This is a genomic window from Pseudomonas sp. ADAK18 (assembly GCF_012935695.1).
Taxonomy (GTDB): domain Bacteria; phylum Pseudomonadota; class Gammaproteobacteria; order Pseudomonadales; family Pseudomonadaceae; genus Aquipseudomonas.
Genome location: NZ_CP052859.1, coordinates 3,116,765 through 3,143,685, shown reverse-complemented (window position 1 = coordinate 3,143,685; position 26,921 = coordinate 3,116,765). Strand labels below are relative to the sequence as shown.

Below are 26,921 nucleotides of genomic sequence, written 5' to 3'. Positions count from 1 at the left end.
GGACCTGGCGTGCAAAAGTTAATTGAGTCTGTGGGAGCGCTGTCCTCCAAACAAAGGAAAGCGCTGGCGGTCCTGCTCAAGCAAAAGGGCATCAACCTGTTTGGGATTGCCCCGATGTTTACCCGCGACCCGGACGAGCCGCTACTGCTGTCCTACGCTCAGCAACGCCAGTGGTTTCTGTGGAAGATGGACCCGCAGAGCCCGGCCTATAACATTCCCCTGGCGATTCGTTTGCGCGGGGCGCTGGATATCGACGCCCTGCGCCGCAGTGTGGCGGCGCTGGTGGCGCGCCATGAAACCCTGCGCACGTTGTTTGCCGAGGATGAACAGGGGCGAGTGTCCCAGGTGATCGTCCCGCAGCTTGAGGTGCCGCTGGACGTGGTGTCATGCCCAGCGGGTGAGTCCCAACGCAGTATCGACGCGTTTGTCGCGATCCAGGCCGCCACGCCATTCGACCTGGCCAGTGGGCCACTGCTGCGCCTGGCGTTGTTGCAGGTGGCCGATGACGACTGGGTATTGGCCCTGACCCAGCACCACATCGTCTCCGATGCCTGGTCCATGGGGGTCATGGTCGACGAATTGCTCCAGGGCTATGCCGCCTTCAGTCAGGGTCAGTCGCCGGTGTTGCCGGACTTGCCGGTGCAGTACGCCGACTACGCCGCCTGGCAACGCCAGTGGATGGACAATGGCGAGCGCGAGCGGCAATTGGCGTATTGGGTCGAGCACCTGGCCGAGACGCCGGTCAAGCTGCAACTGCCGGGGCAACGTGTGCCCGGGCCACAGCGCAGCCATCAAGGCGCGAGCCTGAACCTGACCCTGGGCGGTGCCTTGAGCGAGCAGCTCAAGGCATTGGCAACGCGTGAAGGCGTGACCCTGTTTGTGTTGTTGCTAGCGAGTTTCCAGGCGCTATTGCATCGCCTCAGCGGGCTGGATGACATCCGTGTCGGCGTGCCAGTGGCCAACCGTACCCGGATTGAAACCGAGCGCCTGATCGGCTTTTTCGTCAACACCCAAGTGCTCAAGGGCCAGGTCAGCGGCGAGCAGCGCTTCAGTGATTTGCTGCTGCAGATGCGCGACACCGCGCTCAAGGCCCAGACCTTCCAGGACCTGCCGTTCGAGCAACTGGTGGACGCTTTGCAGCCGGAGCGCAGCCTGAGTCATTCGCCGCTGTTCCAGGTAATGTTCAACCATCAGCACGATGCACCGAGCCAGGTGCGCTCGCTGGCGGACGGCCTGAGCGTGGAGCCTGTGGTGAGCGAGGTGTGCAGCGCCAAGTTCGACCTGACCCTCAACACCCTTGAGCATGCCAATGGCATTGATGCCAGTTTCATCTATGGCAGCGAGGTGTTCGACGTCACCACCCTTGAACAACTGGCCAGCCAGTGGCAGCGAGTGCTGGAGGCGATTGCGCTGAATGCACAGCTGCGCATTGAAGACCTGCCGGTGGTGACGGCCCTGGATCAACAGCGTGTGGTGCTGGCGGGCACTGGCGAACATCGCGAATTTGCCGTGAACAATGTGCTTGAGCTGTTTGCCCAGCAGGTGGCGCGGGTGCCCTACGTGCTGGCCGTGGTGGATGGCGAGCGTAGCTTGAGCTATCGGCAACTGGACCTGGAAGCCGAGCGTCTGGCCGACCGCATGCGTCAGGCCGGAGTAGGGCCGAATGCGCTGGTGGGCGTGGTGCTGGAGCGCTCGGTGGAATTAGCGGTGGCGATCCTGGCTGCGTTCAAGGTCGGCGCGGGGTATTTGCCGCTGGCACCGGACACCGCCGCCCAACGCTTACGCGAGCTGTTGCACGACAGTCGGGCCGCGTTGCTGTTGACCGACTCCCGCCAGCTGCCGGGTTTGCAACTGAGCGATGAAATCGCCGTGCTGTGCATCAATGATACTCAGGCAGCGGCGCCTGAGGTTTCGGTACCCGCGCCGCTGTTGGCGGGGCAAACCGCCTACGTCATCTACACCTCCGGCTCCACCGGTGCGGCCAAGGGCGTGATGATCAGCCATGGCGCATTGGCCAATTATGTTCAGGGCCTGTTGCAACGCTTGCCTGAAGACTGCGGCAGCAGCATGGCGATGATCTCCACCGTGGCCGCTGACCTGGGCCACACCATGCTGTTTGGCGCCCTGTGTTCCGGGCGCACGCTGTACCTGATCGCCCAGGATTTGGCGATGGACGCCAACGGCATGGCGCAGTACATGACCGCCCAGGTGGTGGATGTACTGAAGATCGTGCCCTCGCACCTCAATGCCTTGCTCAGCGCCGACGATGCGGCCAGCGTGCTGCCGAAAAAGCTGCTGATCCTCGGCGGTGAAGCCTGCCCGCCAAGCCTGCGCGAACGTGTGCAACAACTGGCGCCGCAGTGCCGGATCATGAACCACTACGGCCCGACCGAAACCACCGTGGGCGTGCTCGCCACTGTGTTGGAAACCGACGGGCGTTTGCCTCTGGGCGTGCCGTTGGCCAACAGCCGGGTTGAAGTGCTGGACGCCAGCCTCCAACGCCTCGGTGCTGAAACGGCCGGGCAGCTGTATATCGGTGGCGCTGGCCTCGCTACGGGTTACCTGCATCAGCCGGGCCTCACGGCTGAGCGCTTTGTACCCGATCCTTTTTCCACCCGTGGCGAGCGGCTGTATCGCAGTGGCGACGGCGTGCGCCTGGTAGAAGAAGCTTTTGAGTACCTGGGACGTATCGACGACCAAGTGAAAATTCGCGGTTTCCGCGTTGAACCGGGCGAAGTCGCGGCCTGTTTGCGCAGCCTGCCTAACGTGCTGGATGCAGCAGTAGTGGTAGGGAGCGGCCCGCAGTTGTGGGCTTACGTCGTGACTACCGAACAGGCCCCAGCCTTGCTGGCACAACTGCGTGAGCGCTTGCCGGCCTACCTGATACCAAGCCATTTGCAGGTGTTGGACCAGTTGCCGCTGACCGCTAACGGCAAACTCGACCGCAAAGCGCTGCCAGCGCCGGGCGCGGATGTGGTACCTGCGTACCTGGCGCCGCAGGGCGAGTTGGCGCAACGTATCGCGGCCATCTGGGAAGACGTCCTGCGGCGCGAACCGATTGGCGCTCAGGACAACTTCTTTGAACTGGGCGGCGACTCGATCATCTCGATCCAGGTGGTCAGCCGCGCCCGTCAGGCAGGCATTCGTTTCACCCCTCGCGACCTGTTCGAACACCAGACTGTGCAAGGCCTGGCCAGTGTCGCGCAGATGGGCGAGGCAGCCAGCCAGGCCGATCAGGGACCGGTCAGCGGCGAGCTGCGCCTGTTGCCGATTCAGCAGATGTTTTTCGACACGCCGATTCCCGAGCGTCATCACTGGAACCAGTCGGTACTGCTGGTGCCCAGCCGGGCCCTTGAGCCCGCGACCCTTGAACAAGCATTGCAGGCGCTGGTCATTCATCATGATGCGCTGCGCCTGGGTTTTGTCGAAGGTGCCGACGGCTGGACCGCTCAGCATCGTGGGACTGAACACACCAATCCCCTGCTCTGGCAGGAGGTCGCGCAAAGCGAAGCGCACTGCCTGGAGATCTATCAACGTGCCCAGGCCAGCCTCGACCTGAGCCAAGGCCCGCTGCTTCGCGCTGTGTTGCTGGACCATCCCGACGGCCAGCAGCGCCTGTTGCTGGTGGTGCATCACCTGGTGGTGGACGGGGTGTCCTGGCGCATTCTCTTTGAAGACCTGCAAACCGCCTACGACGCCGCGAGCAACACTCAACCCTTGCGCCTGCCGGCCAAGACCAGTGCCTTCAAGGACTGGAGCGAGCGCCTGCATGCCCTGGCAGCGGACGGTGGTTTGCAAGCGGAAGTCGCCTACTGGCAGGCGCAACTGAGCCCGGCCCATCAGCATTTACCGGGGCGCCGTGAGGTACCGGTGGCCTTGATGCGCGAAGCGGTCACAGTCTCCACCACACTGGATGCACACACCACCCGCCAATTACTACAACAAGCCCCAGCGGCGTATCGCACACAAAGCAATGAACTGCTGCTGACGGCCCTGAGCCGAGTCATTTGCGGCTGGACCGGTCAGCCGAGCATGGGCCTGATGCTGGAAGGCCATGGCCGTGAAGACCTGTTCGACGACCTGGACCTGACCCGCACCGTCGGTTGGTACACCAACAAATTCCCGGTCAGCCTGACGCCCGGCACGACCTTGCAGGCCAGTATCAAAACCATCAAGGAACAACTGCGTGCCGTGCCCAACAAAGGCATCGGTTTTGGTGCGTTGCGTTACCTGGGCAGCCCGCAGGATCGGCAGCGGTTGGGAACGCAGCCACTGCCATGCATCACCTTCAACTACCTGGGCCAGTTCGACGGCAGTTTCGATCAGAATCAGGGCGCGCTGTTTTCACCGTCCACCGAAGCCAGCGGCAGCGAGCGCAGTGATGATGCACCGCTGAGTAACTGGCTGACCTTGAACGGCCAGGTGTACGGCGGCGTGTTGAGTGTCGGCTGGACCTTCAGTCGCGAGATGTTCGACGCCACTGCCATCGAGCACCTGGCCCAGGACTACGCCCGCGAATTGCAGGCCGTGGTTGAACATTGCGTCACCCCCGGCAACGGTGGACTGACCCCGGCGGATTTCCCGCTGGCGCGCCTGACTCGGGCCCAACTCGACGATCTGCCACTGCCCGCCGGCAACGTGCTGGATATCTACCCGTTGTCGCCGATGCAGCAAGGCATGCTGTATCACAGCCTGGAAGCGGGCGAGGGCGACCTGTACATCAACCAGACCTGCGTGCCGGTGCAAGGCCTTGACGTGCAGCGCTTCGCAACGGCTTGGGATCAAGTGCAACAGTGTCACGACATCCTGCGCACCGGTTTCTGGACCGCCAGCGAGCTGGCCGAGCCGTTGCAGATTGTCAGCAAACAGGCGCCGTCGGCGGTGCGTATTGTCGATTGGCGCCAGCGTGAAGTCGGCCTCGATGACCTGGCCGAGCTGATCAGCGCCGATTGCCGCGAAGGCTTCGACATGCTCCAGGCGCCGCTGATGCGAGTCACCCTGGTGTGGCTGGACGATGCGCGCTGCCACCTGATCTGGACCCGCCACCACATCCTTATGGACGGCTGGAGCAGCTCGCGGTTGTTGGGCGAAGTGTTCAATGCCTACAACGGCCAAGCCACCGCGAAGCAGAGCCGTTACCAGGATTACATCGCCTGGTTGCAGCGTCAGGGCAGCACCGCCCTGGAAGCATTCTGGCGCGGCCAACTCAGCGGTTTGAACGGCGCCACCGAATTGGCCGGCAACGTCTTTCCGCGCCCGCAAACCCAACCCGGCGGCCACGACGCGCTCTATCTCAAGTGGGACGAAACCCGCACCCGCCGCCTGCGTGAGCGGGCGCAACACTGGCGGGTCACGCCCAACACGTTGATTCAGGCGGCCTGGCTGCTGCTGTTGCAGCGCTACACCGGCCAGGAAACGGTGTGCTTCGGTGCCACCGTCGCCGGGCGCCCGGCCAGTTTGCCCCAGGCTGACGAGATCCTCGGGCTGTTCATCAACACTTTGCCGATCGTGCAGACGCCACGGCCGGATCAACCCCTGGGCGAGTGGCTGGCGCAATTGCAGGCCTTCAACCTGGATGCGCGGGACTACGAACACGCGTCCCTGGCCGACATCCAGCGTTGGGCCGGCCAAAGCGGGCGGGCGATGTTCGACAGCATCATCGTGTTTGAAAACTACCCGGTGGATGACCGCTTGCAGGAAATGCGTCAGGGCGCCTTGCAGTTCGGCGAGGCCACCGGGCGCGATGTGACCAACTACGCCATGGACTTGGCGGTGAACCTTACCGAAACCTTGGGCATCGAGTTTCTGTACCTGCGTAACCGCTTCTCGCAAGACGCCGTGGCGCGTATTCGCGGCAGCTTTGAAGCCTTGCTGGAAGCGATGCTGGACGACACCGGTGGTTCCACCGGCCGCCTGTGCATGCTCACTGCCGAGCAGCGCCAGCACTTGGTTGCAAGCAATCCGTTGCAGGCTGTGCAACCTGCGTCGCCTTCGTTGCTGGAGCGAATCGAAGCCCATGTCGAGCATCAGCCCGAGGCGCTGGCGGTAATCTGTGGCGACCAACAACTGAGCTACCGTGCCCTTGAGCAACAGGCCAACCGTTTCGCCCATCTATTGCGTGAGCGTGGCGTGGGGCCGGAAGTACGGGTCGGCGTGGCGTTGAATCGCTCCACCGACATGATCGTTACCCTCTATGCGGTACTCAAAGCCGGCGGTGTGTATGTGCCGCTGGACATCGACTATCCGCGCGAGCGCCTGGAATGGATCGTCGAGGATTCGGCGATGGCTGTGCTGGTGACCCGTGACGAGTTGCGCGAGCGTTTACCCGCCATCGACAACGTGCTGGACATCGATCACCTGGACTTGCAGGCCTATCCCGACAGCCGCCCAGGCCTGAACATCGATGCCGATCATCTTGCCTACCTGATTTACACCTCGGGTTCCACCGGCAAGCCCAAGGGCGTGGCGGTGCCCCGTGGCCCGTTGAATATGCATTGCCAGGCGATTGCCCGGCGCTATGAAATGGACTGCGATACCCGCGAGTTGCTGTTCATGTCCTTCGCCTTCGACGGTGCACAGGAACGTTGGCTGACCACTTTGCTGGCTGGCGGTTGTCTGGTGCTGCGGGACGACACCCTGTGGACCCCGGAAGAAACCTGGCAGGTGCTGCATCGCCAGGCCATCAACATCGCCTGTTTCCCGCCGGCCTACCTCAAGCAACTGGCCGACTACGCCGAAAGCCAGGACGAAGCGCCGCCTGCGGTGCGGGTGTATTGCTTTGGCGGTGACGCGGTGGCCGACGAGACCTTTGAACAGGTCAAACGCGCCTTGCGTCCAACCTGGATCACCAACGGCTACGGGCCGACCGAAACCGTGGTCACGCCACTGCTCTGGACCGCTGACCTGGACCAGCGCTGCGAGGCCGTGTATGCGCCGATTGGGGTGCAGGTGGGCAATCGCACCTTGTACGTGCTGGATGATCAGCTCAACCCGCTGCCAGATGGCGTGGCCGGCGAGTTGTATATCGGTGGCGAAGGCCTGGCGCGAGGGTATCACCAGCGCGCCGGGCTGACGGCCGAGCGCTTTGTCGCCAGCCCGTTCGAGACGGGCGGGCGCTTGTATCGCTCAGGTGACCTGGTGCGTCGCCGTCCAGATGGGGTGTTCGACTACCTTGGCCGTCTGGATCATCAAGTGAAAATTCGCGGTTTCCGCATCGAGCTGGGTGAAATCGAAGCCCGCCTGCGCACGCTGCCATCGGTGCGCGACGCCGTGGTGGTAGCGCGAGACAGTGCCTCGGGCAAGCAGTTGATCGGTTACGTGGTCGCCGACGCCCATTCTGGCTTGAGCGAGCACCTGCGCCAGGCCCTGGGCAGCCAGTTGCCGGATTACATGGTGCCGTCGCAGATCGTGGCGTTGCAGGCCATGCCGTTGAATCCCAGTGGCAAGGTTGATCGCAAGGCTTTACCGGATCCGGACTTCAAGGGTCAGGTCTACATCGCACCGCGCAATCCACTGGAGCAGATGCTGGCGACCATCTGGCAAGAAGTGCTGGAGATCGAGCAGGTTGGCGTCACGGATAACTTCTTTGAGTTGGGCGGCGATTCGCTGCGTACCCTCAAGGTCCTGAGCAAGGTCCGCAGCCAGGCTATGCCAGGGTTTGAACTGAAGCTACGGGACATGCTGGCCAAGCCGACCATCGCCCAATTGTCCGGGTTCGATGAACAGCAGGAAGCCGATCTCGATCCGCTGCTGTTGCTCAATAGCCAGGTGCTGGGCACTGCGCCGCTGTTCTGCCTGCACGCCGGCTTTGGCACGGTGTTCGACTATGAGCCCCTGGCCCGGCAACTGGACGGGCAGTGCAGCGTGTACGGCCTGCAATGCCGGATGCTGCTGGACCGCGATTGGGAAGATGACTCCCTGGCGTCCATGGCCATCGACTACGCGCAATACATCCGCCAAAAACAGGCACAAGGCCCGTACCGACTGCTGGGCTGGTCATTGGGCGGCGCTCTGGCGGTGCTGGTGGCCAGCGAATTGGAGAAGCAGGGCCAGCAGGTCAGTTTCCTCAGCCTGGTAGACAGTTTTATTCCGGCGACCTCGGCGCTGCTGGAGGACGACGATTGGCGCGAAGGCTTGCCGGTGTTCCTCAGCCAGACCCTGGGGTTGATGGTCGATGCAGGGTTTGTTGAGAGCCAGTTGCCGGTGATCGAGCCGAACCTGGCGGCACTGACCGAGCAGTTTGCGGCGCTTGCCGCGAGTTACCCGTCTTCAGGCGCGACCTTTGGTGTGGAGGAGTCGGCCCGGGCCTTCCAGGTCGGCCTCAAGCTCAAGGCCTTGTCTCGCCGCCAGGTCGAGTTGCCGAGGATTGCCAGCGAAGCTGTGTGCTGGTGGCGCGGCGAGCTGTCAGTGGAGTCGATCAAGGCTCGCGAGGCTGGACTGACGGTGGAGGAGAGCGCGCGTATCGCCGCCGATCACTACGCAATCATCAAGCACCCGCAGTTGCTCAAGCAGTTGCACCAGCGGCTGCACACACCGGCGCCGGTTGCCGGCTGAACTAACGGGCAGTGCCACCTGGCACTGCCCAGTTGCCCTTTTTGAATTGGATACTCCCATGCCTGTACATCCCGACTTGTCGGCGTTTCTGGAACTGGCGGAATTTGGTCGCCTGACCGGCAAAAGCCAACCTATGCACACCTTGCCCGTTGCACAGGCCCGTGCCGATTTTGAACGCTCCTCGCAAATCCTCGACCCCAATCCACCGGGTGCCGTCGAGGTGCAGGCGCTGCAATTAGCGACTCGCGATGGCGACGTGTTGGAAGCGCGTCTCTATCGGCTGGCGTCGACGGCCGATCAAGTGCTGCCGACCATCCTCTACTTCCACGGTGGCGGCTACGTGGTCGGCAGTCTGGACTCTCATGATTCGGTGTGCCGACGCTTGGCATTGAGCGGCGAGTTTGCGGTACTGGCGCCAGCCTATCGTTTGGCGCCGGAATTCCCGTTTCCTACGGCGGTGCATGACGCCCTGGACAGCGTGGCAGCCTTGAAAGAACAGGCCGAACTGTTGCATCTGGACCCACAACGGCTGGTGGTGGCCGGTGACAGTGCGGGGGCCACCTTGGCGGCAGTCCTGGCGATCACAGCGGCCAATCATCCGGCGGACATCGCCCTGAAACCCCAGGCGCAGTTGCTGTTCTACCCGGTGACCGACATGAGCGTGCAACGCGCCTCCCATCGCACCTATGCCGAAGGCTATTTACTAGAGACCGAAACCTTGGAGTGGTTCTACCAGCATTACGCCGGGTCTGCCGTCGAGCGCCAGGACTGGCGTGCCTCACCGTTGCTGAGTGGGCAAACTGCCGTGCAGGCGCCGGCCTATATCAGCCTGGCGGAATATGATCCGTTGTTCGATGAGGGAATGGCATATGCCGAGGCACTGAAGTTGAGCGGTACGCCGGTGCTGTTGACGGTGGAGCACGGCTTGTCCCACGACTTCTTGCGTATGTCCGGCATCGTTGAGTCGGTGGATGATATTTATCGGCGGGCGTTGCAGTGGCTGGTGGCGAACGCCCGCAGGTAACTTGCCGAAACCTCCTACCTGGCCGCCAGATAACCTCTACTCCCCGCGCTTAAGAACCTCTGCAAAGTCTCTCGCCTGATCACACAGCGCGAGGGACCGCCGATGTTTTTTCCTACTCATGCCCTGTCCTACGGGGCTACCTCTTGAATTCCGCCATTGGCTTTATGGTCCTGGCGGCCATGGACTCGAAGACACGTGACGTCGAGTCCGTTCTTGGCGATTTCCGGCAATGCCTTAACACCTACGAGCGTTGGGCCGAGAGCTTCTGGAGCTTCTCGGCGCTGTATGTCGAGCAGGTGTTCAAGGTCGGCGATGAAGTCGCGCTTGTAGCGCCCATCAACCGCTCCATCCTCCCCAGCAGCACCGTCGCGATGTGCCCGGCCAGCGGTTCGTTGACCCTGGTGCATATGTTCCAGAGTGCGCGATTTGTGCCCATCGGCAATACGCCGGTGATGCTGCAAAAGGTCGATCCGACGGGTGGTCCGCTCGGCGAGCCGATTCATAAAACCATCGGCCCCAGCGGCATTCTTGAAGTCACCGAATGCACTCGCGGCCAGCCGTATCGGGTGAGCTTTTACCCCAACGTTTCCAAGGAGCAGGTCAAGGCGCTGTATGCCTCCTATCAGTCGGTGATCGAACCGTTGGAAGGCTGGTTACGCAGTGAGTGGGTTAGCACGTTTGAACCGCTGTGGAAGCACTACTCCGAGGCCAACTTTCTCGAGCGTTACATCACGCTGCATCAGGCCTATGCACAAGGGTTTGAAAAGGCGCTGCACGCCCTTTGGGACAGCATTTCGCAGTTGTATGAGTGGCTGGCGGACCTCAAACCCAACAGCGAAAAGTTGCTGCAATACCTCTCCCAAGCTGAGCTGGATGAATTGCTGGCGCTGAGCAGCGAGGCGATTGCCACTGGTTTGCTGGTGCTCAGTGATGAGCCGCTGCTGTTCGTTTATCTGTCGGCGATGGTCAGTTGGATGCGGATGCTGCCGCCGCCGTACATGAACGAGTTACTCGGAGAAATCAGTGCCGAAGTGCTGATCAACCTGTTGCTGGTCTGCGCCACCGGCGGCATGGGGGTGGTGATACGACTGGGCACCCAGGTGCTGAGCAGGGTCAAGTCACAGCGTGCGCGGCAGTGGCTGGAGCAGATCGCCAAGCAGTTTGGTGGAGTTCGACTGGAACAGCATGCCGAACGGGTCAAGCCGTTGCTGCTCAGTAGCCCGGCGACGCCGATCAAGGTAGTCCCGAGTGTGCCGCTGAAGGCCGGGGTGCATGAAGTGCCGAACCCGGTGCCGCTGGTACGGGTTAACAAGAAGCCCAGGACGACGTTGGTCAGGCAAGAGCACGTTGATGATGTGCCGGTTGCTTCGAAAAATCCAAAGGGTGATGCGAGCGCCAGCGCCGATAAAACCGCGACTAACGGCTGCCCGGTATCGATGGTCACCGGTGAGGAACTGCTGACCCTCACCGATGGCGAGCTAGACGGTTTTTTACCGTTTGCCTGGACACGGCTGTATCGCACCAGTGCTGTGGAAATCGATTGCGGGTTGGGGCTGGGTTGGAGCCATTCGCTGGCTCATCGCTTGTCGGTGCATGGTGAGTCGGTGGTGTGGACCGACCACGAGAACCGCAGCACCACGTTTCCGTTGCCCACCGTTTCACGGCCAGCGATCAGCAACAGCCTGGCCGAAGCGGCGATTTATCTGGGCGCTTTGCCAGATGAACTGGTATTGGCCCAAGCCTCGCGTTTTTACCATTTCCGCGACGGGCTGCTGGTCTCGATCAGCGACGCGTATGACAACCACCTGCGTATTTCCCGCGATGTTCTAGGACGTATCCAACGCCTGGACAACGGTGCTGGCCGGGCACTGCTGTTGCGCTATGACCGCAGCCATATCGTCGCCGTCGACTATCAGGTGTTTCGCGCCGAAGGCGATCAGGAGTTCGTCTGGGTTACCGAACAAAACGTTGTTTCCTACCGCTATGACGACGCCTGGCGGTTGCTTGAAGCGACCAATGCAGTAGGCGAAAGCGAGCGGTATCGCTACGACGATCAGCAGGTAATCCTGGAACGGGAACTGGCTGGTGGGGCGAGTTTCTTTTGGACGTGGGAACGCTCTGGCAAGGCGGCGAGGTGCGTCCGGCACTGGGCCAGCTTTTCGCAAATGGACACGCGCTATGCCTGGGATGACAACGGCAGCGTCACCGTCCACAACGCTGACGGCAGTCAGGAAGTTTACGTCCACGACCAGCGCGCGCGGCTGGTACAGCGGATTGATCCGGACGGCGCGCAGCACTTCAAGTCCTACGACGACAAAGGCCGGCTGACCGTCGAGCAGGACCCGCAGGGGACGGTGACGGCGTATCAGTACGACGAAGCCGGACGCTTGATTGCACTGTTTCCGGGGGACGATGAGCCGACGTCTTACGAGCATGACAACGGGTTCGTACGGGTTGTGCGGCGTGGTGAAGCGGTCTGGAAATACCAGCGTAATGATCAGGGCGATATCACCCGCAAGACGGATCCTGATGGATTTGTTACCGACTACCTCTACAACAAACGCGGTCAACTGACGGAAGTCTGGTACCCGGACCACAGCTGCCAGCGCCTGAGCTGGAATGACTTCGGCCAATTGGTCGAGGAAAAGTTACCCAACGGCAGTACGCGGCGTTATCGCTACGACGACCTCGGCCGCCAGATTGCCCGTGAGGATGAACACGGCGCGCTGACCCAATATCAACGGGACGACGTTGGGCGGTTAATTCAGGTGGTGCTACCGGGCGGTGCCACCCGCGCTTACAGCTACAACCCCTACGGAAAAATCACTGCCGAACGGGATGAGCTGGGCCGCGTTACACACTACGAGTACGCAGACGGGCTGCACCTGATCAGTCGTCGTATCAACCCGGATGGCACCCAGCTCAAGTACCGCTACGACAACACCCGGTTGCTGCTGACCCAGATCGAAAACGAGGCCGGCGAAACCTATCAACTTGCCTATCACGCCAATGGCCTGATCCAGCAGGAGACCGGGTTTGACGGACGGCGCACGGCCTACGCCTACGACCTCAACGGCCATCTGCTGGAGAAAACGGAATACGGCGATGACGGCAGTCAGTTAGTTACCGGCTACGCGCGAGACTACGCCGGTCGCCTGGTACGAAAAACCCTGCCCGACGGCAGCGCTGTCGATTACACCTACGACCGCCTCGGCAATCTCCTCAGCGCCGACGACGGCCACTGGTCCCTCAACTACGAATACGACCTTCAGAGCCGTCTCACCGCCGAGCATCAGGGCTGGGGCACGCTGCGCTATGGCTACGACCACTGCGGCCAGCTCAAACACCTGCGCCTGCCGGACAACAACCGCCTGGACTTTCAGCGCGACAAAGGCGGCCACCTCGCCACCGTCGAACTCAATGGCAAAACCCTCACCTCACACCTGTTCAAGTCAGGCCGTGAACACCAGCGCCAGCAAGGCCAACTGCTCAGTCATTACCACTACGACGATCAAGGCCGCTTGCATGCCCATGCCTTAACCCAACAAGAACACCACCACTACCGTCGCCAATACGACTACGACAAACGCGGCAACCTGAGCCGCCTGCTCGACACCCGCAAAGGCCAGCACGACTACCACTACGACCCGCTGGACCGCCTGACCCGCGCCAACCACTCGCAAGACCAGCAAGAACGCTTCGCCCATGACCCTGCGGGCAACCTGCTGATGCAAGACCGTGTCGGCCCCGCCGTGGTGGTGGGCAATCGCCTGCTGAAACAAGGTGATCGGCATTACGACTACGACGCCTTCGGCAACCTGATCCGCGAACGGCGAGGACGTGCGCAGCAACAGGTCACCGAATATCGCTACGACTGCCAGCATCGGCTGATCGGCATCATTCAACCTGATGGCCAAACCGCCAGCTACTGCTACGACCCGTTTGGTCGGCGTATTAGCAAAACCGTCGAGGGAAAGACCACCGAGTTCTTCTGGCAAGGCGATACGCTGATCACCGAACACAGCGCCGGGCAGCACCGCAGCTATGTTTACGAACCCGATAGCTTTAGGCCGCTAGCACTGCTGGAAGGCTTCGGGCCGGATAACGTAAAACCCTTCCACTACCAACTTGATCACCTCGGCACACCTCAGGAACTGACGAACCCCGACGGCGAAATTGTCTGGTCCGCGCACTACCGCGCGTACGGCCAAATCGCTCGGCTCGACATCAACACCGTCAACAACCCGCTGCGCTTCCAGGGTCAATACTTCGATCAAGAAAGTGGCCTGCACTACAACCGCCATCGCTACCTACCTGACCCCCGACCCGGTGAAACTGGCGGGTGGGCTGAACGGATACCAGTACGTGCCCAACCCGACGGGGTGGGTGGATCCGTTGGGGTTGAATACGTGTCCGGGAGGTGACGCTTGTAAGCCGGGCGCGACCGCTCAGGATCCAACAAAAAGTGTTGATCATGGAGAGCCTGCTCTCCCGCAAACGGCACGAGCAGAACGACAAGCAAGAATTGATGAGCTTGCAGAAGCAAACGCTTACCGTCGTTTGGATGAGCTAGAACGGTCGACTCCAGGGGCACATTTCTTGGAAAAGCACGGCGCCCAGACATCGCTAGAGTCTCAACTCGAGCGAGTAGTGAGTGCCAGAAACCCAACCACCAAGGAAATTGAGACATTTGATAGAGGGAGAAGGGCCGGGCAGCCTCGACCACCGAGCGCGGCTACACACTTCCTAAGCCACAGAGACCAACTAAACGCGATTTACCGCGCGCAACTTATATTCAAGCTGACTAACCTATCGATGTCTAGCAAGCCTATAGATATGAGAAAAATCATTGGAGAGGGATACAAAAGAGAAGGATTTGAATACGGAAAACAAACAAAAACCAGAGTGATTTTAGACGAAAATGGAAAGCCCATTACCGCTTACACGGAGTTTTAAATGAAATTTTCACCAAGTCTCTCAATTACCAGAAGCCTACTATTCACCTATTGCATAGAGAATATAGATGATGTTGAAAGAGAAGCCTTCATTGTCTCGAAAAACATTAACGATGACAAAGAGCTTTCGGAACTGTTCGATAAGCTAACCAAGCCTGTATTCCTGTCATACAAGATCGACGAAAGGCAATGGCATATAGATACACTTCAGCACTTCCTAAAAGTGAACGACAGTTTTGACTCGGTATTTTATCTTTTTGATACTTACTTCGATGATGAAATAGTTGATCAAAGGCAGTTCATGCGCATTCTGCTCGGATGCCTTATTCGTTACCATGCCGAGGATATGCAGAACGAATCAAAAAATTAAAATTACTGAGTAGCCATATTCAAATCTGCTATTTAAGTATCGGGGATGTCATGAAGTTCAGTTCGCAATTTAAAAGCTATACGATGCAATTTCACGTTCTAAACGAGGCTATGACCCGAGAAGCACGTAAACTTGACCCATTCAATGGGGAGGATGAATTCGGCAACCCTATCCTCAAGATTGAAATGCAAGGCTGCGGTAGAGGATATATACCCAACAAAAAAGACCCTAACAATCCAATACTCGACGAAAATATGAACTTCGCGATAGTGAAATTCGATCGCGAAACAAAAAAACTTTATACCGCATTCCCTGTGAGTAAATGACAATGCTAAAGCATCCGTTCCTGAGCACTGACTACGAACCAAAGCTTCAGTATTTTCTGGGGCCTTTCGATACTTATGATCGCGAGGAATCATTAGGGGAGGATCTTGAAAGATATGATATAAATAAGCCTGGCGATAGAGAGGCTCTGATCAATGCTTATATAATAGATAAAAGTACTGATTTGAATTATAGGCATCGCAAATCTCTAGTTGATATCTTAAGCGCTGCGCTTCAGGAGGACTCATACGATTTTTCGACGATCCTTATCCAAAAGCCGGAATCCTACTGCACGTTACCTTCAGGCTGGGACACAATGGAAAATCCGCGTGCTTTTTTTGAAGATATCTACAGACTGACTAAGGAGGGATGGAAAGACGACCTCCAAAAAGCCAGCCTGGAAGACCAGTCTGATTGGTGATAGCGCCTGATGAAACACCACAATAAAAAACGGCGAACCCGAAAAATCAAATTCGCCGTTTTTTGTACCGCCGCTATCAGAAATCGTAACGAGTACTAAACATCAGGTTACGCGGATCGCCGTAATACATGCTGTTGAAGTTGGTATCCAGCGAGCTGATGTATTTCTTGTCGAACACGTTGTTGACGTTCACGGTGCCCGACCACTGCTTGGTCAACTGATAACGAGCCATCAGATTGAACACAGCGACGTCATCTTCCTTGGCCTTGACGGTTCTGCCGATCTGGCTAGGGGTGGCGCTGAAGTGGATACCGCTTTGCCAGTTGACGCCACCACCGACGGTCAGGCGGTCGAGGTCGCCGGACAGTTTGTAGGTGGTCCACAGCTTGAACATGTCGGACGGGATGTAGGTGTTGATCCGCTCGTTGTCGGCGTCTTTGGTGACGCTGTGGTTGTAGCTGGCGTTCATGTTCCAGTCCGGCAGGATCTCGCCGCTGAGCTCCATGTCAATCCCGCGGGTTTTTGCACCGGCGACAGCCCGGGAGGCGGGGGTTTCGGTACCGACGATGGTGCCGTCCGGTGTGGCCAGGTTGTTCTGCTTGCTTTCATACACCGCAATGGCGCTGTTTAGGCGACCGTTGAAGTATTCGCTCTTGAGGCCCAGCTCATAGTTGTCGCCCTCACGTGGCGCCAAGGTCTGGCCATTTTGGTTGCGGTAAGTCTGTGGCTTGAAGATCGAGGTGTAGCTGGCATACACCGAGTGGTTTTCGTTGAGGTCGTAGACAACCCCGGCGTAAGGCGTGACTTTGCCGGAAGTCTTGTTGGTGTCGTGGCTGCTGTAAGGAGCAAGTGCCGGGGTCTTGAAGTCGAGGGTGGAGTCGTAATTGTAGTTACTCACACGTGCGCCGAGGATGACGGCCAGATCGTCCATGGGCTTTAAGCGAACGGCGGCATAGGTGCCGTTCTGACGGAACTTTATGCGATCGTCGTCATACGAGCCGCGGACGTCGTAGACCGGCTCCACCGTATGGTTGTTCCAGGTGTAAAGGTTGAGCGGCGAGCGGTCGCCACTGAGCGGATTTGCGCCTTGACGATGGTTTTCATAGTCCTGGTAGTTGAAGCCCATCATCAACTCGTGCTCACGTCCTCCCAACTGGAAGGGCCCTTTGAGCTGCACGTCAAAACCTTTCTGCTTCTGCGTGGCGTCACCCTTCGTCATGGCGGTGCGCGTACCGGCACCGGTCTGTTCATTGGCGAAACGGGAAGTGCTGAACATCCGCGAGTCATAGTCACGGGTGCTGTACATGTAGCTGGCCGAAACCTTCAGGCTCCAGTCATAAGCGAGTTTCTGCTCGATGCTGGCAAAGGTGGTGGTGGCATCCTGACGGTTGGTGCTGTCACCGCTGGCGGCGTTGAAAGAGCGCGACAGGTTGGTTTGCTTGCCGTTGCTATAGAACAACGGAATGCCGGTGGTGGAGTAACCCTTAGGATCGTTGTGCAGGTAGTCGACGCCGAAGGTCAGCAGGGTGTCATCCGTCAGGTCGGCTTCCACGACACCGTACAGCGAGGTTTTTTCCTGTTTCAGCGCATCGAGGTAGCTATGGCCTTCGCTATAGGCGGCCACGGCCCGGCCACGGATCTTGCCACTGTCCACCAACGGGCCGGAGACATCGGCCTCTGTGCGGTAGCGATCCCATGAGCCCGCACCTGCACTGACGTGACCTTGGAAGGTGTCAGTCGGGCGCTTGCGAATGAAGTTGATGGTGCCGGACGGATCGCCAGCACCTGTCAGCAGGCCGGTGGCACCACGCAGCACTTCAATATGGTCGTAGACCGCCAGGTCCATCAGGTCCTGGGGCAGCGATTGGGTTTGGGAGAAGACGGTGGTGGGAATGCCATCGTATTGGTAGTTATCGATCTCATAACCACGCGAGTACACATAGAACCGATCACTGCCCAGACTCTGCACGTTAAGCCCCGGCGTTTGTGCCAGCACGTCGTTGACGGTGGTCAGGCTCTGGTCGTCGATGCGCTGGCGAGTCATGACGCTGATGGACTGTGGTGTTTCCCGCAGGCTCAGGTTCATTTTTGTCGCGGTGCTGGTGGAACCGGTGGTGTAGGAACCGGTGTTTTCACTGACCGAGCCCAGGCCTTCGCCGGAAATCCGCGTGGCACCCAATTCCAGCTCGCCGGTCGCACCGCGGCTGCTCAAGGTCAGGGTATTACCTTCCAGGCTGTAGGCCAGTTTGCTGCCGGCCAGCAGTTGTTCGATACCGGCCTGGGGTGTCAGCGCACCGCTCACCGCGCGGCTGCGCAGGCTCTGCACATCATCCGGGCTATACAGCACTTGCAGGTTGGCTTGTTGGCCGAAGGTCTGCAGGGCGTTGGCCAAGGGCTGGGCCGGAATGTTGAAGTTGAAGGTCTGCGCTTGCACCTGTGCGGCGAAGGGCAGGGCCAGGACCAGGGTGGTGCTCAGCAGGCGCGGCTGGAACAGGCGGCGCATCTTGAGGGCTTTGGTGAGCGGTGAGAAGGTGTGAATGGCTGACATCATGGGCTCTTAAGTGGCGTTATTTAATGATAGTGATTCGTATTAAGTACCAATAAGACGTTGGTCCCCCTGAAAACCGGAAAGAAAACTTTCACCTCCGGTTTTCAGGTCAGCGCTGTCACGCGGTTTGCAGTTCGGTGGCGACGCGGCCGGCTTCCATGCGCACGATCTGGTCGGCCACATCGAAGTAACGGTCGTCGTGGGAAATCACGATGATGGTCTTGCCCAGGCGCTTGAGGTCGGGCAGCAGCTCGGTATAGAAAATGCGTCGGAAGGTCGGGTCCTGGTCGGCGGCCCATTCGTCGAACACCAGCACTGGACGCTCCTCCAGCCAGGCGTTGACCAAGGCCAGGCGCTTGCGTTGGCCGGTGGACAGGTCGGTGGTGCTGAACACGCCATCAGTGATGGTGACTTTGTGGCCGATCTCCAGGCGCTTGAGGTAGCGGTCGGCATCAGCCGGAATCGGCTTGTCGCCCTGGATCACATCGTCGAACAGGTAGTAGTCGGCAAAAATGGTGGTGAACAGTTGGCGATAGTCGTCGCGGTTCGCCGCCACGATGGCCTGGCCGTTGAGCGCGATGCTGCCTTTTTGCGGGGCGTAGAGGCCGAGCAGCAGTTTGATCAGGGTGGTCTTGCCGCAGCCGTTTTCGCCGACGATGAAGGTGATATCGCCTTGCTCGATCCGCAGATTGACCGGGCCCAGGTGGAACGGCTCGAAGCCTTCTACGCGAGGGAAGGTGTAGCTGACGTCGGTCAGTTCCAGGCTATGCACCGCCGGGGCGGCAGCGCCCGAATCACTCAGTAGCAGGTGCGGCTCGGGAGAGGAGAACTGCTTCGACAGCTCGGCAATGCGGCGGAAGGCGATCTGCGCCTTGCTGACGATTGGCAGGGTGCTGATCAAGTGTTCCAGTGGGCCTTTCATGTACAGCAGCACCAGCACGAAACCGCTCATCACGGTTTTATCACCGCTGGGCCAGAACGATTGCATGGCCAGGGCCAGGCCGATCACCACGAAAAACAGCATCGAGCCAAAGGCCTTGGCGATGACGAAGGTGTTGATCGAGCGAATTTGAGTGGCGCAGATGCGGTTGGCGGTGTTCTGGATGCCGTTGACGAACATGCGCTGGCGGCGCGGACGGTGGATGCGCAGTTCCTTGGCTCCTTCGGCGATGGCGCTATAGTTTTTCTGCAACTCATCTTCGGCCTCACGGGCCGACTCGAAGCCCTGCACGCCCCGGGAGCGTGCAATGAACTGCACGGCGGTGCCGATCACGATCGCCACCAGCATCATCAGGAACATCGGCCACGACAACATGGCCAGGTAGCCCAGGCAACCGAGGGTCACGGTCAACGAAATGGCCAGGGGCGCGAAGGCAAAGGCGAAATCACTGATGGTGTCGACGTCGTGGGTCAGCACCGGGATCAGCCGGTGGCTGCGGTAGCGTTCGATCTGGTCGATGGGCGCGGCCAGCACCTTTTCTCCCAGCTCCCGACGCAGCTTGGCGATGATGTGCTGGCCGACGTAGTTGGTACCAATGTCGGAAAAGATTGAACTGGCCAGGGCCAACAGGCACAGGCCGGCGAACAGCACTACCACGGCTTGGGTCAGGCCGCTGTCGGAGTGCAGCGCGTTGTTGATGGTTGCCAGCAGCGCGGTGACGCTGAGGCCGCCGACCATGCCGAGGGCGATCGACAGCGTCACCAGCGGCCAAAAGGGTTTGAGCAGGCCGAAGAGTTCGCTGACGGCGCCGCGAGGTTTGCTGGACATTCAAGTCTCCCGTTTCAGGCTGGGGGGTGAGCACAAGGCAATGCAGGGCGCGGCGTGTGTCAGCGATAGACGGTGGGCCGGGCGCACAGTGCAGGCTTCGATGGGTATCGAGGCGGTTAACCAAAGAACGAGTGGAGGGAGGAGTTATTTAGCAGGGAGGGGGCCGGATCCGAGATCCGCCGTGACAAGATGAACTCTGCTCAGGTTTACTACTCCCTGAGTAACGGTTTTACCGGCCTGGACGCCGTCGCCCTGATACGCGGTCCAGTCGGTCATCAAGGTCACTGAATGGACAAATACACCCCACACGCCTGGCAACCCCATGAACGGCCGAGCCTGCCCGGTTCGCCGTCGACACCGCTGCATTCCACGCGTAAACGTTGGGCCTATGCACTGGTCGGGATATTAGTGGCACTCACCGGTGGCCTCGGTAACGCCTTGGTGGTTGCCAACTTGCCTTACCTGCAAGGTGCTTTGGGCGCTACCACGGCGGAAATGGCCTGGCTGCCCGCCGCTTATGTCATGACCAACGTCTCGATGAACCTGCTGCTGGTGAAGTTTCGCCAGCAGTTCGGGCTGCGGGCGTTTACCGAAGTGTTCCTGATGCTTTATGCGCTGGTGACCTTTGGCCATTTATTCGTCAACGACCTCAGCTCGGCGATTGCCGTGCGGGCCGCCCACGGCATGGTGGGTGCGGCCCTCAGTTCCTTGGGCTTGTATTACATGATCCAGGCGTTTCCGGCGAAGTGGCGGTTGAAAGCGTTGGTGTTGGGACTGGGCACGTCGCAATTGGCCTTGCCGATGGCGCGGATGTTTTCCGAGGATTTGCTGCAAATCGCCGAATGGCGTGGTTTGTACCTGTTCGAACTGGGCATGGCGCTGACCTGCCTGGGCTGCGTGTTCATGCTCAAGCTGCCGCCGGGTGACCGCTTCAAGACCTTTGAAAAGCTCGACTTCCTGACCTTCGCCTTGCTTGCCGGTGGTGTGGCCCTGCTTTGCGCGGTGCTGTCCCTGGGCAAGATCGACTGGTGGTTGGAGGCGCCGTGGATCGGCGTCGCTTCGGCCTGTTCGCTGGTGTTGATCATGGCCGGGTTGGCCATCGAGCATAACCGCAGCAACCCGATGCTGATGACCCGCTGGTTGGGCAGCGGGGCGATGATTCGCCTGGCGCTGGCGGTGATCCTGATTCGCATGGTGCTGTCGGAGCAGTCCACTGGCGCGGTGGGGTTCCTCCAGGCGCTGAACATGAGCAGCGAGCAAATGCGCACCTTGTACGTGGTGATGCTGCTGGGAGCGATTGCCGGCCTGGCCACCAGCGCCCTGACCATCAACCCGGCGCATTTGTTTATGCCGTTGATCATTTCCCTGGCGCTGATGGCGGTGGGTTCGGTGATCGACAGTTTCTCCAGCAACCTCACCCGACCGCAGAACATGTACATCAGTCAGTTCCTGCTGGGCTTCGGTGGCACCTTCTTTCTTGGCCCGACCATGGTCCTGGGCACCCGCAACGTGCTGACCAACCCCAGGAACCTGGTGAGCTTTTCGGTGCTGTTCGGGATTTGCCAGAGCCTCGGCGGCCTGATCGGTGCAGCGTTGCTGGGCACCTTCCAGGTCGTGCGGGAGAAGTTTCATTCCAGCATGATCGTCGAACACCTGACCTTGATGGACCCACGGGTCGCGGCACGGGTGCAGAGTGGCGGCTCGGCCTACGGCTCGGTGATCGCCGACCCGGAGCTGCGCAACCTGATGGGCATTCGCAGCCTGGCCACGGCGGCCACCCGGGAAGCTAACGTGATGGCCTATAACGATGTGTTCATGCTGATCGCGATAATCGCCATGCTGACCATGATCTGGATCTTCATCCGTAGCCTGTGGCTGATGAGCACCACCAAAAAAGCTGCCGCCAGTGCAGCACCTCCTGTTCAACCTAGCGGTGCACTTTCTTCATGACCGAACCAACCACTACAACCACCAACGCCATCGCCGCGACCCCGGAAGGCACCGCGCCGCCGAGCATCCCGGCCACCGAGCCACGCTCCCTGCGGGTGCGGATCATCTCGTCCCTGGGCTTTGCCGCGATTGCCATCGTCGGCGTGTTGATCGTGTTGTACGCCTGGCAATTACCGCCTTTCAGCAGCAACGTGGAAACCACTGAAAACGCCCTGGTGCGCGGCCAGGTGACGATCATCGGCCCGCAGCTCAGCGGCTATGTGTATGAAGTGCCGGTGCAGGACTTCCAGTACGTCAAGGCCGGGGAGCTGCTGGTACGCCTGGATGACCGCATTTATAAGCAGCGCCTGGACCAGGCGCTGGCACAATTAGCCGTGCAGAAGGCGTCACTGGCCAATGTGGTGCAGCAACGCAACAGCGCCGAAGCGACGATTCAGTTACGTCAAGCCGCACTCGCTGACAGCCAGGCCCAGGCGCGTAAAAGCACCGCCGACTTGCGCCGTAATGAGGAACTGATCAGCGATGGCTCAGTGTCCAAGCGCGACCTGGACGTGACCCGTGCCGCCAATGCGCAGACCATTGCGGCGGTGGCCCAAGCTCAGGCCAGCCTGGAAATCGCCCGCCAGGACTTGCAGACCGTGATCGTCAATCGCGGCTCCCTAGAAGCGGCCGTGGCCAATGCTGATGCAGCGGTGGAACTGGCGAGGATCGACCTGTCGAACACCCGGGTTATCGCCCCACGGGACGGGCAGCTGGGGCAGATTGGCGTACGCCTGGGGGCTTACGTCAACTCCGGCGCGCAGTTGATGGCCCTGGTGCCGAACCAGCTATGGGTGATCGCCAATATGAAAGAAACCCAGATGGCCAATGTGCAGATCGGCCAGCCAGTGACTTTCACCGTCGATGCCTTGAACCATCGCAAGTTTCACGGCACGGTGCAGCGCATTTCCCCGGCTACTGGTTCCGAGTTCAGCTTGTTGCAGGCGGACAATGCCACCGGCAACTTCGTCAAGATCGCCCAGCGGGTGCCGGTGCGGATTACCGTGGACCCGGATCAGGAGGAGATTGAGCGGCTGCGGCCGGGGCTGTCGGTGGTGGTGAGTATTGATACGGTGGGACGCCTGAAGAACAGCCCTCCCTGATACAACACCGATCAAAATGTGGGAGCTGGCTTGCCTGCGATGCAGACGCCTCGGTGTACCCGTTACACTGAGGAGATGCTATCGCGGGCAAGCCCGGCTCCCACAGGGTCTTGTGGTGTTACAGGGGTTGGTATTTCAGGGTGAAGGTCAGTTCTGTCGACTGACCTTGCTCCAGCAGCTTCAGCCCCGGCCGCCCCGGCAGGTGATGAGCATTCACCGGATGACTCACCGGTTCAATGCAGAAAAAGTCCATTCCCGGCGGGCAGTACAGCAGATAAACGTCACTCCCCGTAGCCTGGCATTGCAGTTCATAGCCAAGGTCCGGCTGGCGAATCAGGCAATGTCCGTCCCATTCGCAAAAGCCATTGTTCACCAAGGCCTCAGGCAGCGTATTAGGCTGCCCGAAATCCCATTCAGCGGGCGGCGCGCTGAGCTGGGTCGGCAGGTGAGCCGCGTCGCTGAACCACACCTGTCGGGCGCGGGCTTGCAACTGAGTGGCTTGAGTACGAGGCAAAAACGGGTGCAGTCCCAATCCATGCCAAGCTGCCTGTTCTGCCAGGTGGGTGACACGCAGCGCAATACTCAGCCGGCCGTCTTTCAACTGAACGCGTTGCTCGGCGCGATAAGCGAACGGCGTGCTGCTGTCCAGTCGCAATACCACCTCGTCCTCCGTCTGGCTGATTACGCGCCACGCCAGCTGCCAGGCGCTGCCATGAATCGGCAGGGGATCGGTGGCGCTATTGGCTGCCAATGCCAGCCAGCCACCCGGGTTATCAAACCCCCCTGCGGCAATCCGGTTCGACCAGGGCGCCAGGGGAAAGCAGGCAAGCTTGCCGGGCAGGCCGCTGTCCAGGGCCTGTTGATCGGTGTGACGCAGTAACGGTTGACCGTTGCTGCGCAGGGCCCAGTTGACGATGCACCCGCCCAACGCTGGCGCCAGGGTCAGGTGAGTGAGGTCATCTTTGAGTTCAATCATGGTCGGATTCATGGGCTTTTATAACACCAACCCGGGCAGCCATAGCGACAGCGCCGGAATGTAGGTCACTGCCATCAGCACCAGAAACAGCACGGCATAAAACGGCAGCAGGGCCTTGACGGTTTTTTCGATGCTGACCTTGCCCACCGCCGCTCCGACAAACAGCACCGCGCCCACCGGCGGGGTGATCAGGCCAATTCCCAGGTTCACAAGCATGATCATGCCGAAGTGTACCGGGTCGACACCGATGCCGAGGACCACCGGCAGCAGGATCGGCGTCAGGATGAGGATCAGCGGCGCCATGTCCATCACCGTGCCCAGCAACAGCAGCATGACGTTGATGCACATCAGGATCACGTAGCGGTTGTCCGAGAGGGTCAGGAACAGCGTGGTGATCTTCGACGGGATCTGCATCAGGGTCATGATGTAGCCGAAGCTGGCGGCGAAGGCGATCAGGATCATCACGATGGAGATGGTCCGTACCGTGCGATGCATCAACTTCGGCAACTCGCTCCACTTGTAATCGCGATAGATGAACATGGTGACGAAGAACGCCCACAGCACGGCGATGGCCGCCGACTCAGTGGCGGTGAAGATGCCCGACAGAATCCCACCGAGGATGATCACCATCGCCATCAGGCCCCACAGCGCGTCGGCGCAGATCTTCAGCGCCTGTTTCAAGGGGATGACTTCGCCCTTGGGGTAGTTGCGCTTTTTCGCGAAGATCAGGCACAGCACCATCAGGCACGCGCTCATCAGCAAACCCGGGACCACGCCGGCCATGAACAGCGAGGCGATGGAAACGGTACCGCCGGCCGCCAGGGAGTAGAGCACCGAGTTGTGGCTCGGTGGCGTCAGCAGCGCTTGCACCGAGCCGCTGACGGTCACGGCGGTGGCGAATTCCCGGGGGTAGCCCCGGCGTTCCATTTCCGGAATCAGCACCGACCCCACGGAGGCAGTGTCGGCCACTGACGAACCGGAGATCGCACCAAAGAAGGTCGAGGCCATGATGTTCACCAGCGACAGGCCGCCCTGGACGAAGCCCACCAGCACCCCGGCAAACGCCACCAGCCGCCGAGACATGCCGCCTTCGGCCATGATCGCCCCGGCCAGCACAAAGAACGGGATCGCCATCAGCGAAAACTTGTTCACACCGCCGGCTACCTGAATCATCAGGGCCTGGAATGGAATGTCGATCCACCATGCGCCGATCAGCGCCGACAGCCCCAGGGCGTAGGCCACCGGCATGCCGATCAGGATCAAGGCGATAAAGCTGCCCAGCAGAATCAAGGCGTCCATTCAGGCAGCTCCTTCGCTTTCTTCAACCAGGTCGAAACGCACCACCCGCCGATTGCTCTGATCACCGAGCACGAGCTTCTCCACGACAAACACCAGCGTCAGCAACCCGCCAATCGGGATCGGCATGTAGGTGATGCCCACGCGCAGAGTGGGCATGGCGCTCATGAATTGGTTCCAGGTGGACAGGCACAATTTGGTGCCCCAGAGGGTCATGAACAGGCAGATGGTCGCCATCAAGAGTTGAGAGAATAGGCCGACGAGGCGGCGTACGGTTGGTGGCAGGCGGTCAGTGACCATGGCCACCGACATGTGCGCCCCGGCGCGATAACTGGCGGCGGCACCCACAAAGGTGAACACCAGCATCAGCAGGATTGCGGTGGGTTCCGGCCAACTGGAGCCGGTACCGAGGACGTAGCGGGCGAAGATGCCCCAGGGAATGATCAGGGCGACGCCGAGTACCGCGAGGCCGGCGATCCAGATGCAGGCCATGTAGATCCGATCGTTGATGCGCAGCAGTCGATTCTTCATTGGGGTTCACCGTAACCGGGCGCGTCGATACCCACCGCGCCGGGCCTTTTCATGAGGGCGGGGAGGGTTACTCGACAGCTTCGATGCGCTGAATCAGCTCGGCGTAAGGCGCGCCGTATTTCTCGCGGATCGAAGCCGTGGCCTCATAGAACGGTTTTTTGTCGACGGTGATGAACTCGACGCCGGCCGCCTTGAGCTTTTCTTCGCTGCTGGCGGACTTGGCATCCCACAACGCGCGCTCCTGGACCTGGGCGGCCTTGGCGGTGTTCTTCACCAGCACCTGCTGCTCGGGTGTGAGCTTGTCCCAAGTGATTTTCGACATGACGATCGGTTCGGGCAGGATCAGGTGTCCGGTGAGGCTGTAGAACTTGGCGTTCTGATAGTGGTTGTGTTCCAGCAGGGTCGGCGGGTTATTTTCCGCGCCGTCGATCACTCCGGTCTGCAAGGCGCTGAAGATCTCGCCGGTGTCCATGGCGATGCCGTTGCCACCCATGGCGTTGATGGTTTCGATGAAGATTGGATTGCCCTGCACGCGAATCTTCATACCCTTGAGGTCGGCGATGGAGCGTACCGGCTTCTTGGTGTAGATATTGCGGGTGCCGCCGTCCATCCAGGCCAGGGCCACCAGGTTGAATTCCGATTGGGTGATCTTGTCGAGGATTTCATCACCGATTTTACCGTCGATGACCTTACGCATATGCGCCTGGTCGCGGAACACGAACGGCATATTGAACACGTTCACGTCCGGCACCACCGGCCCGACGATGCCGAGGCTGACCCGGGCCATCTGGATCGCGCCGACCTGGGCCTGTTCTACCACTTCCTTTTCCGAGCCGAGCACACCGCCGGCGAACATTTTGAAGGTCAGGCCGCCGTTGCTCTCGGCCACCAGGGTTTTGCCCAGTTGTTCTTCGGCAACCACCGTGGGGTAACCGGCGGGGTGGATGTCGGCGAATTTGATTTCCAGCGCCTGGGCAGCACTGCTGAGGATGAAGGTGAGGGGAAGTGCCGCGGCGAGCAGGGTGCGTTTGAAGTCCATGGGATACGTCTCCAGTCTTTTTAT

13 protein-coding genes and 1 pseudogene are annotated in these 26,921 nt (G+C 60.0%); 8 read left to right on the top strand and 6 right to left on the bottom strand.

Annotated features, from left to right (window positions below; translation table 11 throughout):
* The first annotated feature begins 9 nt into the window (after positions 1–9).
* From HKK55_RS13960 to HKK55_RS13935, 6 genes and pseudogenes are all read left to right on the top strand, one after another.
* Positions 10–8,553 (top strand): non-ribosomal peptide synthetase, encoded by an 8,544-nt coding sequence (locus tag HKK55_RS13960; protein ID WP_237151351.1) that lies wholly within the window; start codon positions 10–12, stop codon positions 8,551–8,553.
* A gap of 58 nt (positions 8,554–8,611) precedes the next feature.
* Positions 8,612–9,577: an alpha/beta hydrolase gene (locus tag HKK55_RS13955; RefSeq protein WP_169355219.1), complete on the top strand. Its 966-nt coding sequence runs from the start codon at positions 8,612–8,614 to the stop codon at positions 9,575–9,577.
* A 179-nt stretch (positions 9,578–9,756) separates the two neighbouring features.
* Positions 9,757–14,533: pseudogene (locus HKK55_RS13950) on the top strand (DUF6531 domain-containing protein).
* On the top strand, positions 14,534–14,902 hold the full coding sequence (locus tag HKK55_RS13945; protein WP_169355218.1) for a hypothetical protein: 369 nt from the start codon (positions 14,534–14,536) through the stop codon (positions 14,900–14,902).
* Between the two features lie 50 nt (positions 14,903–14,952).
* Positions 14,953–15,228, top strand: a complete 276-nt coding sequence (locus HKK55_RS13940) for a hypothetical protein (RefSeq protein ID WP_169355217.1) — start codon at positions 14,953–14,955, stop codon at positions 15,226–15,228.
* Complete coding sequence (locus HKK55_RS13935; RefSeq protein ID WP_336604613.1) at positions 15,225–15,647, top strand: hypothetical protein; 423 nt, start codon at positions 15,225–15,227, stop codon at positions 15,645–15,647. The genes HKK55_RS13940 and HKK55_RS13935 overlap by 4 nt, the downstream gene beginning before the upstream one ends.
* Before the next feature lie 76 nt (positions 15,648–15,723).
* On the opposite strand, the gene HKK55_RS13930 is transcribed toward HKK55_RS13935, so the two are convergent.
* Both HKK55_RS13930 and HKK55_RS13925 read right to left on the bottom strand, forming a co-directional pair.
* Positions 15,724–18,195: a TonB-dependent siderophore receptor gene (locus HKK55_RS13930; protein ID WP_237151350.1), complete on the bottom strand. Its 2,472-nt coding sequence runs from the start codon at positions 18,193–18,195 to the stop codon at positions 15,724–15,726.
* 118 nt (positions 18,196–18,313) lie between these two features.
* Positions 18,314–19,963 (bottom strand): cyclic peptide export ABC transporter, encoded by a 1,650-nt coding sequence (locus HKK55_RS13925; protein WP_169355216.1) that lies wholly within the window; start codon positions 19,961–19,963, stop codon positions 18,314–18,316.
* Between the two features lie 288 nt (positions 19,964–20,251).
* Between HKK55_RS13925 and HKK55_RS13920 the strand changes: the two genes are divergently transcribed.
* Both HKK55_RS13920 and HKK55_RS13915 read left to right on the top strand, forming a co-directional pair.
* Positions 20,252–21,913 (top strand): MFS transporter, encoded by a 1,662-nt coding sequence (locus HKK55_RS13920; RefSeq protein WP_169355215.1) that lies wholly within the window; start codon positions 20,252–20,254, stop codon positions 21,911–21,913.
* Positions 21,910–23,055, top strand: coding sequence for an HlyD family secretion protein (locus HKK55_RS13915; protein WP_169355214.1), 1,146 nt, complete (start codon positions 21,910–21,912; stop codon positions 23,053–23,055). The genes HKK55_RS13920 and HKK55_RS13915 overlap by 4 nt, the downstream gene beginning before the upstream one ends.
* A gap of 118 nt (positions 23,056–23,173) precedes the next feature.
* Here HKK55_RS13915 and HKK55_RS13910 read toward each other — a convergent pair whose 3' ends face one another.
* From HKK55_RS13910 to HKK55_RS13895, 4 genes are all read right to left on the bottom strand, one after another.
* Complete coding sequence (locus tag HKK55_RS13910; RefSeq protein WP_169355213.1) at positions 23,174–24,043, bottom strand: aldose 1-epimerase; 870 nt, start codon at positions 24,041–24,043, stop codon at positions 23,174–23,176.
* A gap of 6 nt (positions 24,044–24,049) precedes the next feature.
* The gene (locus HKK55_RS13905) at positions 24,050–25,330 is read right to left on the bottom strand and encodes a TRAP transporter large permease (RefSeq protein ID WP_169355212.1); all 1,281 of its coding nucleotides are present in this window, start codon (positions 25,328–25,330) and stop codon (positions 24,050–24,052) included.
* A complete protein-coding gene (locus HKK55_RS13900; RefSeq protein WP_169355211.1) occupies positions 25,331–25,858 on the bottom strand; it encodes a TRAP transporter small permease in 528 nt (175 codons plus the stop codon).
* A 67-nt stretch (positions 25,859–25,925) separates the two neighbouring features.
* The gene (locus HKK55_RS13895) at positions 25,926–26,897 is read right to left on the bottom strand and encodes a TRAP transporter substrate-binding protein (RefSeq protein WP_169355210.1); all 972 of its coding nucleotides are present in this window, start codon (positions 26,895–26,897) and stop codon (positions 25,926–25,928) included.
* Between the last annotated feature and the right edge of the window lie 24 nt (positions 26,898–26,921).